Genomic DNA, 16,416 nt, shown 5'->3' with positions numbered 1-16,416 from the left:
AGAGAGGAGAGATCAGTTATGAATCCAGGCGCTTGGTTCGCCTCCCGCAAGCGGGACTGTCCGGTGTGCGGACGGGACGCGGGCAGATCTGCGGGGAATAATCCGATTCCGCTACGCCACCCTTTGCCTCGTCAGGCGATCTCGTCTTTATGCGGTTTATGCCTGCGGGCAATTCCATGGATTCCTTACCCAATATGCCGAATATGCGGGAGAGCCGAATCCTGCGAGGATTGCGTTCGCAGAACGGACAGGGCCTATCAGATGAGCCGTTGTGCCGTTCGTTACACGGATACGATGAGAGATTGGCTCGCGCTCTACAAGTACAGAGGCAGCGAACGCCTTGAAATCGTGCTGGCGGCGATGCTTGCGTTTGCCTACGAACGCTTATGCCGCGTTTCGGGAGCAAGCTTTCCGACTATCACAGCGGTGCCTTTAGCTCCTGAGCGGCTTCGGGAACGAGGCTTTAATCAAGCGGAGAGATTGGCTATGCGCCTCGCGGACTGGTATCGAATCTCCTATTTTCCGCTGCTTCGGCGCTTGCGGCATACGGAGAAGCAGAGCTTGAAGTCGCGGCGGAGCCGGGTGGTCGACATGAGGGCGACATTTGCCCCGCAGGTGCGGCCGGAATGGACAGGTCCGGTGCTGCTTGTGGACGACATCTATACAACGGGAAGCACGTTGAATGAGTGTGCCCGCGTCTTGCGGCAAGCCGCGCCAACGGCAGATCCGCCGTCCGTCTATGGTCTGCTGTGGGCGCGCTCCTAGCTTCGACGAGCGAGGCTGGAAGAGCCATGCCTTCCTGCGAGATTCTCGTTATGCTATGATAGTGTGACGCTGGAGTTTGCCAGATTCTAACGCTTTCTGTACAGGAGGAGCCATGGAACGTCGCGAGAAGTTAAACCAAATCGACATTGTGCGCGGTATTGCGATTCTGGGCGTAATAATGGTGCATTCCACCTCGTTCGCTACCGTGAATATGAAAGAAACGACCCTTTACGGCGTGTACAACTTTCTTAATATATTTTCCAAGATCGGAACCACGTCTTTTATTCTGCTCAGCAGCTTCGTTCTCTTTTATAATTACTACCCGCAGCCCTTGACGCTGCAGCGCTTCAAGAAGTTTTACCGCAATCGGCTGATGTACATCGTCATTCCCTATTTGCTGTTTTCTCTGCTCTATTTCTTATTAAGATGGTACCAGAACGGGTTTGCCTGGGACATCTCGCAGATGTGGCCGAGCTTCTGGAGCAAGGTGGCGAAGGGACAAGCCTATACGCATTTGTATTTTGTTTTCATTAGCATTCAGCTCTATTTGCTGTTCCCGGTTTTGCTCTATCTGATGAAACGCTTTAAGTGGCTCGCCGCGTCCGCGGTGCTTGTCGGCGTGGCTTTGCAGTGGGCTTTCTTCTTGTACAATCGCGAGTACTGGCAGGTTACGAACCGCGGCAGCTGGTCGCCGACCTATTTCGGGCAATACTTTCTCGGGGCGTGGCTGGGGATTTATTTCGACCGGATTAAAGGCTGGCTGATCATCGCCAAAGAGAATCTGACGAAATCCAAGGTCGCGGTGTGGATCGCGCTCTGGGCGGCGTGGCTTGCTTCCGGGCTCGCCTACGTAAATATTTTCTACAACGCGCGCCTGCACGGGACAAGGTATCATAATGCCCTGTACGACGGGCTGTGGGACATCTACACGATGCTCACGCCGCTGGTGCTCATTCAGGTTGCATTTCTGATAGGCGGCAAGCTGAGAACCTCCTTCTGGGTAGGTCGGCTGCGCCATCTGGGGATCGTTTCTTTCGGCGTCTATCTGGTTCATCCTCTCGTCCTGCTGTTCTACAGGCAATATCCGCTGCAAAGCGGAGGCACGTTGATTCATCATGCCTGGTATGCCGGAGGGTTCGTGCTTGCGGTGCTGATCTCGTGGATCGTTGTGACCGTCCTCAGCAGGCTGACGGGCTGGTCATGGCTGCTGTTCGGCAGCGTGCCGGCCCAGCTTAAAGCCGCCTCGGCGGAAACGAAGGGCGCGCCCGGATCGACAGGGACTTCTCCATCGGCTTCCGCATAATGTTAAGAATAGTGTAGCGGCGACTTGAAGAATTTAGTATAATTCGGGTAATATAGTCGATTGATGTCGGGATCGGGGGAATGCCTTCATGAATTTAACCTACTGTCCGAAATGCGGAAAGCTGTTCTCTAAGAGCTTCCGAGAGGTTTGCAATAATTGTTATCAGCAGTTGGAGAAGGACTACGAGCGCTGCGCCGAACATCTGCGCAAAAATAGAGGCATGGATATTCAGCAGCTGTCCGAAGAGACCGAAATCAGCATTAAGCAGATCACGAAGTGGGTGCGTGAGGGTAGAATTTCGATGATGGACGCGCCTAATTTGTCGTATCCTTGCGAATCGTGCGGGACGCTCATTCGTGAAGGCCATTTGTGCGAATCCTGCAAGAAGAGATTGCAGCGCGATGTGAGAAACGTGTCCACTACGGGAAGAATTCAGCATAATCCGGATGAGGATAGAAATAAGGGAACTTATCAGATCGGCGATCGGATGAACGATCGGGATAAATAATTGTAACTCTAAACATTTCATAAACCTTGACCGATAATAGGGGTATACATTATCGGTTTTTTTATTTATTGAGGTGATCGTTATGAAAATAAATGATACTCAACGTATCGGTGCGTATCGCACTTATCAACAGCAAACGGATGCCCGCGCCAACCCGCTGTCCGGAAAGCGCCGGAAGGACGAGGTGCAATTTTCCGCGGAAGCGATGGAATTGCTGGGCTCGCAGCGCGCAGAGGATCCGAATCGGTCGCAGCGGATCGACAGCTTGAAGAATGAAGTCGCTTCCGGCACCTATCACGTAGATTCCGGCAAGCTTGCCGAAAAGCTGCTGCCTTTCGTTCGGGAATAGATCGCGTCAATCCAGAGGGCGGAAGGTGATAGAATGGCATTTAACGATTTGTGCGAAGCGCTGGAAACCTTGCTGCTTCAGCATGAGCAGATGGTCGGATTTGCAGAGAAGAAAAAGGCGGCGCTCATCGCCAATGATGTGGACGTCTTGAATGAGATGGTGACCAAGGAATCCCGATTGGTCAAGCTGATCATGGATGCCGAAGCGCGCAGACAGCAGGCCGTGCAGAGCTTTCTGCAGGAGCGGGGGCTGAATCCTGCGCCTTCGACGACGGTCGCCAGTCTGATTCGAATGATCTCTCATTCCGAAGACAAGCTTAAGCTGTCCGATCTTGCCGACAGGCTAAGCGCTATGGTCGAGCATGTGCGCGCCCTGAATGATGTCAATATGAAGCTGACGCAGCAGTCGATAGAGTTTAATGATTTTTCCTTGAATCTTCTGGCGAGCGCCTATGACGATCAGGATTATGTGTATAAGAAGCCGAGCGATTCGGCTTACGGTCAGCACAAGCTCAACTTTTTCGATTCGAAAGCCTAGAATCCACAAGCGGAACGGGGAAGATGTTAATGAGATCGACTTTCCATGCATTGGAAACGGCAAAACGCAGCTTGTTCACGCAGCAGACGGCGCTGCAAACAACGGGTCACAACGTCGCGAACGCCAATACGGCGGGATACTCCAGACAGACGGTCAACATGGTTGCGTCTAAGCCGATGGAAGCGGTCGGCATGAACAAGTCCGTCACTCCGGGCCAACTGGGAACCGGCGTCGAGTTCAGCTCGATTACCCGGATTCGCGAGAGCTTCCTGGATGCGCAATTTAGGAACGAGAACAAGACGCACGGCAGTTGGTCGATTCAAGCGGATACGCTGCAGAAGCTGGAAACGATCGTGAACGAGCCGTCCAATACCGGATTGCGCGCGGTTCTCGACAACTTCTGGAAGTCCTGGCACGATCTCAGTGAGAATCCGGAGGATATTACGGCAAGGAAGCTTGTGAGGGAAACCGCCAAAGCGGTAACGGACGCCTTTAACCAAACCGCCAGGCAGCTCGATGAGCTGAGCGCGGATATTACCGAGAACATCGGAGTCAAGGCGAATCAGATCAACACGTCGCTTGAAACGATCGCCAGTTTGAATCTGCAAATTCGCCGTATCGAGGGCTTGGGCGACAACGCCAACGATTTGCGGGATCAACGCGATCTGTTGATGGATGGATTGTCCAAGATCATTAACGTAACGGCCGTAGAAACGATTGACGGCGGCTACCAAGTGTCAATGGGCGGCGCGGTTCTGATAGAAGACGGGGAATTCAATCCCGTTACGGTCGAGGGTCTGGAAGCAAGCGCGGCGGGCGGCGATCTCAATGGCGGCGAAGCCTATGGGATGATTATCTCCCGGGATCAGTATGTAGCCAACTATCAACAGCAATTAAATACCCTTGTCAATGGGCTGGCCAATGGAGATATTCGAGTCACGATTCCCGCAGGCTCCGTATTGCCGGACGGAATTACTCTGGACAATGTAACCTATACGGGCACGAGCAGAACGCTGACCTCGGACTTGACCGTTACCGTCAGAGGCTTGAACGGATTGCATCAGCTGGGGTACACGATGATGGACCCTCCTAAAGCGGGAGGAAGCTTCTTCGCTTCAAGAGACGGAGGGCCGCTGACCGCAGGCAACATTCAGCTCGACGCAGCTATTCTTGCGGACGCGGGGAACATCGCTTCCGCTATGCGGACTGCGGGAACGCCTGAATCCGTCGTTAAGGGGAACAAGGATCTGGCGCTGCTGATCAGCCAATTCAGCGAGATGAAGATCGACTTCTCCTCCGTGGCCGTGGGGGCGGCAACGGCGCAGGGCTCCGTCAATGACTTCTTCCGTTCTATTGTCGGTCAGCTCGGGATCGAGGCGGAAGAAGCCAATCGTCAAACGACGAATGCCAAGATCGTCGTTGATCAAGTGGAGTCTCGCCGGCAATCCGTGAGCGGAGTGTCGTTGGATGAAGAGATGAGCAGTATGATCAAATTCCAGCATGCCTATAATGCGGCAGCGCGGTTCATGACTACGATTGACGAGACGCTGGACCGAATTATTAACGGTATGGGCACGGTAGGCAGATAACGACTTTCCGAAGAGAGGGTGAATAACCTTGTTGGGACGCGTAACGCAAGGTACGATAACGAATCAATTGCTGCGGAACATTAACAAGAACCTCGGACAGATGCAAGGCTTGCAGGAGCAGCTGTCTACAGGCATGAAGATCAACCGGCCTTCCGATGATCCGGTAGGCATCACATATTCGCTGCGCTACAGAAGCGATCTGTCTCTTAACGAGCGTTATCAGACCAACGTAGATTCCGCCGTGTCATGGCTGGATTTTAATGATACGCTGCTTACTCAGGTTGGAGATATCGGCAAACGTATTAAAGAGCTCGCCGTTAAGGGAGCGAACGGGACGAACCCGCAAGTGGCACTGGATAACATCGCAAGCGAGATGAAGCAATTAAAGGAACAGCTTGTCGATATCGCTAATAGCCAGTTCAAGGGCAAATACGTATTTAATGGACAGTTCACGGACAAAATTCCATATGACAGTGCCACTCCGCCTACGAACGTCATTACGGATACCGGCAATCTGAATTATGCGATCAACACCGGAATTGAATTGACGGTCAACCTGACAGGAAACAATGTTTTCGGCTTCCCGCCGCCGGGCGTTACAGCGCCGCAAAATGAAGACGATAATTTGTTCTATGTTATCGATCAGATGGTCGCCAACCTGGAATCCGGCAATTATGAAGGAGTAACCGGCCAGCTCAATGCATTGGACAGCAGGCTGGACAAGGTGCTTACTCAGCAAGCGGAAATCGGCGCCCGCGTGAACCGGGTTGAATTGATGGAGCAGCGGCTTAAAGATTTGAACGTTAACCTGGAAACGCTGCAGTCCAAAACCGAGGATGCGGATATCGAGGATTTGATCATTCGTTCGAAGGTGAACGAGAGCATCTATCAAGCTTCGCTGTCCGTGGGAGCGAAGGTCATCTCGCCATCGCTTGTCGACTTCTTGAGATAAGCCTGAAGCGGGGAGGCTTGAAGCATGGTACCTTTCTTGTCCATTCAGTCCCAGAGAGGATTGATCGGCATTGAGTCCCAGCTCGGACAGTATCAGATCCGACGGCCTAAGCCTGAGCTGGCGGTGCAATCGACGCCTACCGTCATTACCGCCACGAATCGTCCCGGCGATCTGCGGATTGATCAGTCGTTAACCAACGACGCGCTCACGGGGGGGAAGGCGGAAGCGTTCTGGAACCGGATCTACTCTCAATATAAACAAGTAGCTCAGCAAAACATTCAACATATTGTGGAGAAAGGGAATCGGATGGGTGACCTTACGAATAACGACAATCCGATTCCCGAACTCGCTTTGAGCGATTTTATCGAGGGTGCACCCGACTTGCAGGTGTTCGGATTTGCGTCCTTGGCCAATGTGGAGTTCCAGTATACGCCCAATGACATCAATCTGCAGGTAGATGTCGGTCGGGTAGACATTCAAGCTCAAGTGCATCGCCCGGAAATTCAATATGAGCGGGGGAACGTAAACGTGTACATGCAGCAATATCCGAAAGTCACGATTACGCCTCCCGAGATTAACATCATTGCATAAATCGCGATTTAAGCTGTAAGCGGCATACGCTTATAGCTTTTCTACTTTTAGGGTCGAGGAGGCCGGAACATGCGCAGGCAAGCTGAAGAGGAATTACAGCAAGCGGATGGAAATTTGATTTATCACTTTGAGGAGGGGCTTCCGGGCTTTAACCACTGCAAGCGATTTGTATTAGTGGAGGAGGAAGCCAACAAACCGTTCGGAACCTTGCAATGTCTTGACAGCGAGGAGACGAGCTTCGTCACCGTAGATCCGTTCTTTTTCTTCAAGGAATACGAATTCGAGCTGCCGGACCACGCGACAAAGGAGCTGCAGCTGGTTTCCAGCCAGTCTTTATTGATTCGCGTGATCGTGTCGTGGAGGGAGAGTCTGGGCACGGCTACCGTGAATCTGGTTGCTCCGGTGATCTTGAATACGGATAAAGGCTTGGCCAAGCAAATTATTCTCTCCAACACGTCCTATACGGCAAGACATCGGCTCTTCGCGCAAGAGGCAGAAAAATAAGGAGGCGTCCATATGCTTGTGCTTTCCCGCAAAAAAGGACAATCGGTTATTCTGCAAGACAACATAGAAATCACCGTATTGGAAATAGAAGGCGACGTGATCAAGCTTGGGATCGCTGCTCCTAAGGAAGTGCAGATTTTGCGCAAGGAGCTGGTGGACTCCGTTCAGGAATCAAACCTTAACGCGGTGTCGACGAAGGCGGATTTGAGCCGATTATCCGATGAATTAAAAAAAATCAGCAAAAATTTCTAAATGCCTATTAAGCTTCTTTGCTTCGCCGCCGATAATGAATACAGAGCCTGAATATAGGGCGGCCGACCTATAGATTAGGTACTGGAGAATTCGCATGGATGCGAGTCTCAACAACAATTTCAGGGAGGAATTTTATTATGCGTATTAATCACAACATTACTGCAGTGAACACTCACCGCAACATGACGTTGAACAACGTTGCAACAAGCAAGAACATGGAGAAACTGGCTTCCGGTCTCCGCATCAACCGTGCAGCTGACGATGCAGCTGGCTTGGCTGTATCCGAAAAAATGCGCGGCCAAATCCGCGGTCTCGAGCAAGCGCAACGCAACGTTCAAGACGGTATCTCTTTCGTGCAAACGGCTGAGGGCGCAATGAACGAAGTTAGCGCAATGCTGACTCGGATGAAAGAATTGAACGTTCAAAAGCTGAACGGAACGTATTCTACAACAGACAAGTCCAACATCAACGAAGAGTTGGACGCACTGGGTGCTCAAATCGACAAGATCATGACGGAAACGAAGTTCAACGGCATGAACATTACGGGCGGAGCTTCGATCCAATCCAATGACTCCACACAAGTCATCTCGATTGGTTCTATTGCTACAACTGGATTCAGCGGTTTGACAAACTCGACTTCGCTGGCTAGCGTTGAAACGGCAATCGAGAACGTTGCTACGCAACGTGCTAAGCTTGGTGCTGTACAAAACCGTCTGGAGTACACGTCCAACAACTTGGGTACAACGGTTGAGAACTTGACTGCTGCTGAATCCCGTATCCGTGATACAGACATGGCTAGCGAGATGGTTGCTCTTACCAAGAACCAAATCCTGCTTCAATCTTCCCAAGCGATGCTTGCGCAAGCAAACTCCGCTCCGCAAGGCGTACTGTCCTTGCTCCGTTAATTTTAACGAGAAAAAAGACTCCGGGACCTCCCGGAGTCTTTTTTCTGTTTTAAATGCTAAATAAAAGTTATCCTACAGTCGATATATATAATAGATTATCAATATCTGGGACGGAATGAGGGATTGACATGCACAGCGTATCTAGCGCGACGGGGTCGCCTGTTCAAACTCCTGCAGTGAAAGCAAGCCCCGAAGTAGAAGCTCCCAAGCAGCAAGCGGCCTCTCAAGTATCGCTTCGGACGGGAAAGCAGCTTGAGCTTGCCGAGAGACAAGGGGTCAAGGTATCCATCGGAGAAGAGCAGCTTATTCGAGCCGTCGACCGGGCCATCAAGTCGTTGGAGGGCCCTACAACCTCCTTCGAGGTTAAGATTCATGAGCAGACCAAGGCCGTCATGGTGAAGGTCTTCAACAAAGAGACGGGAGAATTGATTCGCGAGATTCCTCCAGAGAAAACGCTGGATCTTGTCGTGAAAATGATGGAATTTGCCGGGATCTTAGTCGACGAGAAAGTATAATGAAGGGATGGGATCGTGAATGGTAACCAGAATAACGGGTATGGCATCCGGCCTGGATGTCGACCAGCTTGTTAAAGACTTGATGAAGGCGAAGAGGGCTCCTCTGGATAAGCTTACGGTCCAGAAGACCACGCTTGAATGGCAGCGGGAGCAGTATCGCGAGATCAATGCCAAGATCGTTGATTTCCGCAACAACAAGCTTTTTAATTATGGTCTGGAAGGAACCTTTAATGCTAAACAGGCCACCATATCCGGGAACAGCTCGGCGGTCAGCGCAACGGCGAAAGCGGATGCGGTAACCGGGTCAATGACGATTGAGGTCACCAAGCTTGCGGAAGGAGCAACCTGGAAATCCGCCTCCGGTGCCGGTATGGGTGCAGTCGACTTGAACACCAAACTGAAGGATCTGGGCGGCAGCTTTAACTATACGGCAGATGCGGAAGGCAAAATCACCATTCAGACTGGCGGCAGTTCAATTGTTTTGGATGAAAACACGGACACATTGGCTACATTGGTGTCAAAGCTGAATAACAGCAAGGATGCGAATGTCAATGTGTTTCTGGACAGCCGTACGGGCGAGATGTCGATCACTTCAAAAACGACCGGCGATGCCAGCGCAATTAATCTGGTGTCCGATATATTCGATAATTTCGGCCTCGTTCAAGCGGCTGGTCACGATGCCGAGCTGAAGATTAATGGAATCTCCACAAAGAGAGCCAGCAATACCTTTACGGAGAACGGGGTTGAGATTACGCTTAACGGCTTATCTCAAGGGAACTCGACTACGCTGAAGGTTGGATCCAACACGAATCAAATGATCGATACGATTAAGTCGTTCGTTAAAGATTACAATGAGCTGATGGATGCTATTAATAAAAAGCTTGGAGAAGAGCGCTATCGAACCTATAAGCCGCTCACCAGCGAACAGAAGAAGGAAATGTCCGAAAGCGAAGTCGAACTGTGGGAATCAAAGGCCAAGAGCGGCCTGTTAAAAAGAGATTCGACATTCACCACGCTTGTCAGTAGCTTCAGGCTATCGGCGGTTACCGATGTAAATGTGAACGGAACGAATGTGAATTTGTCCAGCTTAGGCATTTCGACCGGGGAATATCAGCAACGCGGCAAGCTAATCATCGACGAAACAAAGCTGCGCAGCGCACTGGAAGCTAATCCCGATCAAGTCATCGGTTTCTTCACGCAAAGGGCAAGCGAAAGCGAAAAGACGCCGCCGGGCGCTTCGGCCGTAAATAAGGACAATGGATTATTCGGGCGTCTTTCCAATATTGCGATGTTTTCTATCCAGGATTTGGCTACGAAGGCGGGCACCTCCCGGGTAAGCACGACAACGGATGCGGCATTCAACGCAGACAGCAATATCGGAGAGCAGCTAAGGTTGCTTGACATTCGAATGACGGATATGAACAAACGAATGCTTCAGGCCGAGAATCAATACTACAAGCAATTTGCGGCAATGGAATCTGCTATTAACCGATTCAGCGCTCAATCCGCAAGCCTGTTTAATAAATCCTAGAGGAGTTTTCGATGAGTAAGCTCGCTTTAGTGATGATTACCCTTAATGAAGAGGCAAAGATAGGGCGCTGCATCGAAAGTGCGGCTCCCTATGTGGATGAGATTGTAGTTGCGGATACAGGCTCAACGGACAGAACGAGAGAAATCGCATTGGAGCTCGGGGCTAAAGTTTTTACGTATGTCTGGGAGAACGATTTCTCGGCAGCCAGGAACTATGCCATTAGCAAATCCTCGGCAGATTGGATACTCGTAATGGATGCCGATGAGTGGATTGAGGCCCTGGATGTCTCAGGGGTGAGCGAGTTCATTCAAAAAACAGGCGGAGTTGGACGGATAGAGATCAAGAGCATCTTTAAGGATAGCGATATCCAGCATACAGCCAGTGACTATATCTCACGTTTATTTCCTCGAAGCTTGAGGTATAAGGGGCGTATCCATGAGCAGTTAAATACTTCACTGCCCCGGTATAATGTGCCCATTCTAGTTGGGCATGATGGCTACTTCAGCCAAAGGAAATCCGATCGCAACGTACCGCTCTTGCTTCTGGAGCTTCAGGACCATCCTGACGATCCCTATTATTTGTATCAGTTGGCCAAAGAATATAGCGGCCTGGACAATGGGGCAGAAAGCAGGAATTACTTCTCGAAAGCATACGCCGCCCTTCAGGGGATGGAACGCTTTGCTCCGAATGTCGTTACGGAGTATATATATTTATTAATGAAGCTTAAAGATTACGAGGCCGTGTTGGGCATTCTCCAGCGGGAGCATGCCTGGCTGAGAAGATTCCCGGACTATCATTTTGCCTGCGGCGTCTTTTATCTGGATCTCGTGCTTTCCAATCCGGCGCAGTACATGGAGTATTTGCCTCGTATAGAACGTTCTTACCGGCTTTGCCTTGAAGTTGGGGAGACGGAGCTTTATGATAGTGTGAAGGGCACAGGCTCCTATGCAGCCCTGTATAACTTAGGAAATTATTATGAGGTGCTTGGAAAAGCGGAACAGGCTATACAATGCTATCGCAATTCGGCGGCCATGGGATACAGCAAGGCTGGGCAGCGATTAATCGAAATGAATGAGGAGTGAAGAGAGTGATTTCTACACCGTACCACAAATACCAACAATCTTCCGTTCAGACTGCTTCTCCTGCTCAGTTGATTCTCATGCTGTATGATGGTGCTATTCGATTTATCAAGCAAGGGGTAGAAGGAATAGAAACGAAGGATTATCAGAAGGCGAATCATAACCTTATAAGAGCGCAGCATATCGTGAATGAGCTCATTGCCTCTCTTAACCATGAATATCCGATAGCAGGAAATCTGTTGGAAATCTACGATTATGCCAATAGGAAGCTGATCGAGTCCAATATGAAGAAGAACAAGCAAGCGGCTTTGGAGGTCGCTTCGATACTAGGCGAGCTGCGAGAGTCGTGGGTTCAAATTCTTAAATCCACTAATCCTGTTAAGGATAATGTCTAGATGAACGAGCTGATCGCAGAAATACTGATGGAGACCAAGCGCCTGAGCAGCGAAGACACGGCAGTGGATTATGAGCGGTTCGAGGCATTGGTGGAGCTAAGGCAACGTCTTACGACTCTTATGGAAGAGAGTCAAGAGGAATTGCCGGCGGATCAAAAGGCCATGATTCGAGAGCTGCTTACATACGATTCTGTAATTTTGTCGCAGATGAATAAGCTTAAGGATGAAGCGGAAAGCGCGATTAACCGAATGAATACAACCAAGAAGCAGCAGGCCGCCTACAACCAAGCAGGAGTGTATGATAGCTTCTTGGTGGATAAGAAGAAATAGAAAAAGTCCTCGGCAGCCGCCGAGGACTTTTTTTCTAACTGAACAAGAAATCAAGCTGGCTGTAGGCGGGCTCAATAGCGATGAGACGCTGCCTGATCTCCTGCTTTTTCGATGGCTCTTCACAAGTCTCGTAGTAATGAATGTAATGGCTACGGCAAGAAGGCTCAAGCGCGATCGCTTGTTCCCACAGGGAGCATGCCTCCCCCAGATTTCCTTGGCTGGATTGATAGCCGGCCAGATTAGCGATGCTTAAAGGGGTCATGGCATTCTGCTCGGTCAGGAAGCCGTAATATTGAAGAGCGGTTGGAACATGGTGTATGGCCAAGAAGTAGTTTGCAAGGCGATTGATCGTTGGAGTCGTTTCATATTGGCTCAACACGAATTCGTAAGCATCCCACTGCTGGAGGTTATAAAGCTCGATCAGCGTATCGTTAGGCAAATCCTCCCCTGCAAACTCCTGAACGGTATGATTCAGAAGATGCTGGATAAAGCTTAACAGCCGGCCATGCTTCCCCAGATAGATAAACCAATCGGTACGGTTCCAGACCAGGATGCCTAACGCAATTTTTTGAGCGATCTGCGGAGTCAGGCTTTCCTCTGGCAAGCTTCGAATAGTGTCGCTGAATAAAGGCTCGTTGTTAAACAGCAGGGCATAATGAAGCTGCTCGGATAAATTAAATAATCCGCTGGCAATGCTCGTTCCGCAATAGTGGGAGGCAAGCTCCTTGTGATTGGCTCGTATCGCGATTTTTCCAACTATCGCATGAGCTGTTCGATCTGTGTTTGTCTGTAGAAGCTCCTCAAGGACAGCAAGAACTTGATCGAATTTTTCATGGATGGAGGATAACTGGATAAACTTATTAATCGCTTCTATATCGTGCTTGTTGTTGACCAGAAGCTTCGCCAAATCACGTATCGCTTGCGTGTAATTAAGCTCATTTTCATTGAGTTGGACCAGATGCCAGATCGAATTTCGGAAGCCGAGATCAGAGCTTACCAGCGAGGTTTTATGATCGCTTCTGGCGCTGTCCGCAATTGCCAAAGCCTCTTCGAATTCCTTCTTGGCGGCCTTCCAAAATCCGAGCTTGTACAAGACGCTTGCATACAGGGAACGAATGTCCGCGTAATGAAAGTATGGCGCCAGATTGTCCCGGGCGAACGTATAAGCCGAGACAAGATCGTTCGTATTCAAGTAAAGCTCAAGGATGGCGACCAGATTATGCTTATACCATTCCTCTTTCTTATCCCCTCTGGAGTGGGCTTCTAGAAGAGGCGTCAGCGCTTCCGCATGTCTCCCCATGAAAAGAAGCTGTCTTCCCAGCATGCATTGATCGTAGGGCGATAGCTGCTGCTTCTTCTGCATCTCTGCAAAAATATGAAGATTCCGCTCGTGTTTGTTTTTGGATTGAATCGTTTCCTCGGTATATCCTGAATGCAAGATTTTAATCGGAGTAGAGACGATTTTGACGGATCGACCGGCCTGTGGAGTCGGTTGTTCGTGAATCGGGCGAACGTATCGAATATTCATATGATTCGCGAACACTCGAAGAATCGGTTCTTCGGTCGCGGGCTTGTTGGCTTCCTTATAGCTCACAACGGTGACCCGGTACAAGGTGTCATTCAAAGGCTTTTGGTTGGATAAAAAATTTCTTAAAGAGGTCATGTTGGACTCGTCTGCGAATTCGTCGGCATCCATGACCAGGATGAAGCGACCTGTTGCGTATTTAAGGGACTCGTTCCTTGCCGCGGCAAAATCGTTGATCCATTTGAAGTCATAGATTTTGTTCGTGTATTTCCGGGCGATTTCTTTAGTGGAGTCCGAAGACCCGGTATCTACGATCACGATTTCATCAACGAAACGGGAGACGCTTTGCAGGCAACGATCGAGAACGGCTTCTTCATTCTTGACGATCATGCACAGAGTAAGGAGTGGGTTCATAGAGCCTCCATTAAGTTAAGGGGTATGATTTCAGCTTAATACAAAAACCTCCAAAGTCCAAGAATTATAAGGGGAAATAAAGAGAAAGATAGAGGGTTTTGTCGAATCTGCGCCGAAATGGTCTATACTAGAAACTTAAGCAAGCCTAACGAAAGAGATGAGGCAAACTCATGAACAATCAAAGTCTTCAGCCGGAATATATGGCCCGATTTCATTGTATCGGCGCAGAGTGCGAAGACACTTGCTGTGCCTTCTGGAATGTGACGGTTGACAAGGACACTTATGATAAATATCAAGCGGTAGAATACCCGGAGCTGCAAAAAAGACTAAATGAAGATGTCATCCCGAAAAATACGGCGGAAAAATCGAATTTGAACTATGCCAGCATGAGATTGAATTCGACCACGGGGGCGTGTTCTTTTCTGGATCATGGCTTATGCGCCATCCAAGCTGCGCTTGGAGAGACTTATCTGTCCCCGACGTGTGCGACCTACCCTCGCAGAATCAATGAAATCGATGGCTCGCAGGAGGTTTCTGCTGCCTTATCCTGTCCGGAGGCTGCAAGGTTGGCGCTGCTGCAGCCGGACGGAATCGAGTTCTACTATGCCCCTCGCAAGGAAGAGGCGAATACGCAGTGGAATGCCAGACTAAGCTCGCAGACGGCTGCCGCGCCAGTCACTCTGCGATACTTCTGGGAGCTAAGAGTTCTGGCTATTGAGATCGTACAGAATCGCCAATATGGACTTTCGCATCGTCTGATGATGCTTGCTGCCTTTGCAGATTTGGTCGATGAGTCGATCTCCGAGAGACCCGATCGAGATCTGACCCCATTAGTCGAACAATTCAGAGCCGGCATGGCTTCGGAATCCGAGCTTACCGACCCGCAGGCGTTTCCGGTCAATCATTCCTTTCAGTTAAAGCTGCTTAACGAACTGCTGGTAGGCATTATGGATAAGAGCCAGCTCGTGAACGTCCGGTATCGGGAGTGCTTGACGGGCTATTTAAGAGGAATGCAGCAAGTCGAAGGACAGAGCTTCGAGCGCATTCTGTCGTTCTATGAGAAGACCTATGCAGAGTGTCATGGAGCTTTTCTTCAAGAGAAGGAATATATTCTGGAAAACTATCTCGTCAATCTGATCTTCTCCACGCTGTTCCCTGTGTCTACGGATGGGAAGATGTTCGATCAAGTGTTGTATATCGGGTTATTGTATGCGCTAATCCGCATGCAGCTTATCGGGATGTACGCCGATCAAGGGCAGATTACCGAGAGCGATGCGGTGAAGCTCATCCAGTCTTTTACGAAGAATTTCGATCATGCCCGTTTTTTCAAGAAGGAGATTTTGGAGGCTTGTAAAAAAGAGGGAGTTTCGGCTTTGGGGCATTTATCTTTGTTGGTAATGCACTAATGCATTTTAAGAAGCGCGAGTATGCCTATCAAAGTCGTTTAGGATGTAATCTAATTTAGATGTAAAGTCCAAATCGAAAAATGTCGATAGATAAGGTAGTGAGTGCGCTGAAAGGCGATGATCCGTTACGAAATGTTGAAATATAGCCAAAAGAAAATGTCACAAGACGAGCTGTGGCGAATGCAGCGGATACAAATCGAATTGCTTGCGGAATTCGATGCACTGTGCAGGAAACATGGGCTGCGTTACATCATTGCGTCAGGAACGTTATTGGGGGCGGCACGGCACGGTTCTTTTATTCCCTGGGATGACGATATTGACGTAGAGATGTTACGCAGCGACTATGAAAAGTTTTGCAAGATCGATAAGCGAGAGTTCAGGGAAGATACCTTTTTCCAAACGAATAAGACAGACAAGCATTATCCATGGTTATACGGGAAGTTAAGGCGCACGGGGACGCAGGCGGTACGTCTTGGCCAAGAGCATTTGAAGATGCATAGCGGGGTATTCATTGATATCTTCCCGCGCGATGGCGTGCCGAATCGTGCCATACTTCGATCGGCGCGGGGAGTGATTGCGGCAATGAGCCGGAAGATGCTCTATGCGCGAGTGGCTTGGCGAACGTCGGAGACCTTCATCGGGAGATTGGGGTGGGGCGTCGTTCGATTGATTCCGAAGCAGGTGGCGTTCGGCATTGCAAAGCTCCTATCCATTATATTCGACGAGAAGCGCTGCGATCGGGTCGGCTGCATTGGTTATCATGGCAAAGCGGAGACGAACGGGTTTAGCAAAAGCTGGTTTACGGAAATCAATACGCTGCCCTTCGAAGGGGAGCAATACTATGCGCCGGCGGATTGGGATAGCTACTTGCGCTACGTATATGGGGATGACTACATGACGCCGCCGCCTCCGAATCGCCGGCAAATCACTTCCCCGCTTTCTTCCTATAGCTTATAACTCTTAGAG

General features: G+C 50.0%; 19 protein-coding genes. 18 read left to right on the top strand and 1 reads right to left on the bottom strand.

Translation table 11 applies throughout. The annotated features are described in order from the left end of the window. Window positions 1-18: 18 nt before the first annotated feature. From ACFO1S_RS08250 to ACFO1S_RS08175, 16 genes are all read left to right on the top strand, one after another. On the top strand, window positions 19-765 hold the full coding sequence (locus ACFO1S_RS08250; RefSeq protein ID WP_204602832.1) for a ComF family protein: 747 nt from the start codon (window positions 19-21) through the stop codon (window positions 763-765). A gap of 112 nt (window positions 766-877) precedes the next feature. Then, window positions 878-2,068 (top strand): acyltransferase, encoded by a 1,191-nt coding sequence (locus ACFO1S_RS08245; RefSeq protein ID WP_204602833.1) that lies wholly within the window; start codon window positions 878-880, stop codon window positions 2,066-2,068. Between the two features lie 88 nt (window positions 2,069-2,156). After that, entirely contained in the window at window positions 2,157-2,576 is a 420-nt protein-coding gene (locus tag ACFO1S_RS08240; protein ID WP_204602834.1) for a TIGR03826 family flagellar region protein, read from the top strand. An 82-nt stretch (window positions 2,577-2,658) separates the two neighbouring features. Further along, on the top strand, window positions 2,659-2,925 hold the full coding sequence (gene flgM, locus ACFO1S_RS08235; RefSeq protein WP_204602835.1) for a flagellar biosynthesis anti-sigma factor FlgM: 267 nt from the start codon (window positions 2,659-2,661) through the stop codon (window positions 2,923-2,925). 33 nt (window positions 2,926-2,958) lie between these two features. Next, window positions 2,959-3,462 (top strand): flagellar protein FlgN, encoded by a 504-nt coding sequence (locus ACFO1S_RS08230; RefSeq protein ID WP_204602836.1) that lies wholly within the window; start codon window positions 2,959-2,961, stop codon window positions 3,460-3,462. A gap of 29 nt (window positions 3,463-3,491) precedes the next feature. Then, window positions 3,492-5,051, top strand: coding sequence for a flagellar hook-associated protein FlgK (gene flgK / locus ACFO1S_RS08225; protein WP_204602837.1), 1,560 nt, complete (start codon window positions 3,492-3,494; stop codon window positions 5,049-5,051). Window positions 5,052-5,082: 31 nt separating this feature from the next. Next, entirely contained in the window at window positions 5,083-6,003 is a 921-nt protein-coding gene (gene flgL, locus ACFO1S_RS08220) for a flagellar hook-associated protein FlgL (protein ID WP_378126660.1), read from the top strand. A 24-nt stretch (window positions 6,004-6,027) separates the two neighbouring features. Next, complete coding sequence (locus ACFO1S_RS08215; RefSeq protein WP_204602839.1) at window positions 6,028-6,594, top strand: DUF6470 family protein; 567 nt, start codon at window positions 6,028-6,030, stop codon at window positions 6,592-6,594. Between the two features lie 69 nt (window positions 6,595-6,663). Further along, a complete protein-coding gene (gene fliW / locus ACFO1S_RS08210; RefSeq protein ID WP_204602840.1) occupies window positions 6,664-7,098 on the top strand; it encodes a flagellar assembly protein FliW in 435 nt (144 codons plus the stop codon). Between the two features lie 12 nt (window positions 7,099-7,110). Beyond that, a complete protein-coding gene (gene csrA / locus ACFO1S_RS08205) occupies window positions 7,111-7,350 on the top strand; it encodes a carbon storage regulator CsrA (RefSeq protein ID WP_204602841.1) in 240 nt (79 codons plus the stop codon). Window positions 7,351-7,487: 137 nt separating this feature from the next. After that, a complete protein-coding gene (locus ACFO1S_RS08200; protein ID WP_204602842.1) occupies window positions 7,488-8,255 on the top strand; it encodes a flagellin N-terminal helical domain-containing protein in 768 nt (255 codons plus the stop codon). A 128-nt stretch (window positions 8,256-8,383) separates the two neighbouring features. Next, window positions 8,384-8,770 carry a flagellar protein FlaG gene (locus tag ACFO1S_RS08195; protein WP_204602843.1) on the top strand — a complete coding sequence of 129 codons (387 nt, stop codon included), beginning with the start codon at window positions 8,384-8,386 and terminating at the stop codon, window positions 8,768-8,770. Window positions 8,771-8,789: 19 nt separating this feature from the next. Then, window positions 8,790-10,301 (top strand): flagellar filament capping protein FliD, encoded by a 1,512-nt coding sequence (fliD, locus tag ACFO1S_RS08190; protein ID WP_204602844.1) that lies wholly within the window; start codon window positions 8,790-8,792, stop codon window positions 10,299-10,301. An 11-nt stretch (window positions 10,302-10,312) separates the two neighbouring features. After that, window positions 10,313-11,383, top strand: coding sequence for a glycosyltransferase (locus tag ACFO1S_RS08185; RefSeq protein ID WP_204602845.1), 1,071 nt, complete (start codon window positions 10,313-10,315; stop codon window positions 11,381-11,383). Window positions 11,384-11,388: 5 nt separating this feature from the next. After that, window positions 11,389-11,775, top strand: a complete 387-nt coding sequence (fliS, locus tag ACFO1S_RS08180) for a flagellar export chaperone FliS (protein WP_204602846.1) — start codon at window positions 11,389-11,391, stop codon at window positions 11,773-11,775. Then, window positions 11,776-12,105, top strand: coding sequence for a hypothetical protein (locus ACFO1S_RS08175; RefSeq protein ID WP_204602847.1), 330 nt, complete (start codon window positions 11,776-11,778; stop codon window positions 12,103-12,105). A 34-nt stretch (window positions 12,106-12,139) separates the two neighbouring features. Here ACFO1S_RS08175 and ACFO1S_RS08170 read toward each other — a convergent pair whose 3' ends face one another. Next, complete coding sequence (locus tag ACFO1S_RS08170; RefSeq protein ID WP_204602848.1) at window positions 12,140-14,044, bottom strand: tetratricopeptide repeat-containing glycosyltransferase family 2 protein; 1,905 nt, start codon at window positions 14,042-14,044, stop codon at window positions 12,140-12,142. Between the two features lie 170 nt (window positions 14,045-14,214). On the opposite strand from ACFO1S_RS08170, the gene fliB reads away from it, so the two are divergent. Next, a complete protein-coding gene (gene fliB, locus ACFO1S_RS08165) occupies window positions 14,215-15,450 on the top strand; it encodes a flagellin lysine-N-methylase (RefSeq protein WP_204602849.1) in 1,236 nt (411 codons plus the stop codon). Window positions 15,451-15,630: 180 nt separating this feature from the next. Continuing rightward, complete coding sequence (locus ACFO1S_RS08160) at window positions 15,631-16,407, top strand: LicD family protein (protein ID WP_378126576.1); 777 nt, start codon at window positions 15,631-15,633, stop codon at window positions 16,405-16,407. Window positions 16,408-16,416: the final 9 nt, after the last annotated feature.

The sequence above is a fragment of the Cohnella boryungensis genome, from assembly GCF_042651945.1.
GTDB lineage: Bacteria > Bacillota > Bacilli > Paenibacillales > Paenibacillaceae > Cohnella > Cohnella boryungensis.
This window is presented reverse-complemented; position numbering and strand designations above follow the sequence as displayed.